Annotated in this window: 1 protein-coding gene; it reads right to left on the bottom strand. The window is 31.4% G+C overall.

From position 1 onward, the window contains the following. A partial coding sequence (gene nrdD / locus H9X80_RS08880) for an anaerobic ribonucleoside-triphosphate reductase (protein WP_275100723.1) occupies positions 1 to 506 on the bottom strand: 506 nt, incomplete at both ends.

Raw genomic sequence — 506 nt, 5'->3', positions numbered from 1 at the left:
ATCATCGAGTTTATATTTAAATGCACCGCTTTTATATAGGATTGGTGCATTATTTACTGTCGCTTCTTTTAATCGCTCTATTCTATATACTAAAGCATCGTGCATTAACGACATTTTGTTATAAAAAATTTTCCAAAACGTTGTCATGTCACCTTTTGATTCAAGCGCAATTCTTGGTAAATTTAAAGTTACAACACCTAAATTACAACGTCCATTATTCTCAAATTCACCTTGTTCATTACGCCAACTTGGTAAAAACGATCGACATCCCATCGGTGCTTTAAAATCGCCTAATAATTCTACAATTTTATCGTAATTTAATATATCAGGATACATGCGTTTTGTTGAACATTCTAATGCAAGTTGCTTGATATCATAATTCGGATCTTCTTTTTTCAAATTAATACCATCTTTAATAGAAAATACTAACTTAGGAAAAATGGCTGTGACACGATCTTTACCTAATCCTTTAATTCTCGTTTTCAATATCGCCTGCTGTATTTTAC

Origin of the sequence: Olsenella profusa (genome assembly GCF_016900315.1) — a bacterium.
In the GTDB taxonomy this organism is placed as follows: Bacteria; Actinomycetota; Coriobacteriia; order Coriobacteriales; family Atopobiaceae; genus Thermophilibacter; species Thermophilibacter profusus_A.
This window is presented reverse-complemented; position numbering and strand designations above follow the sequence as displayed.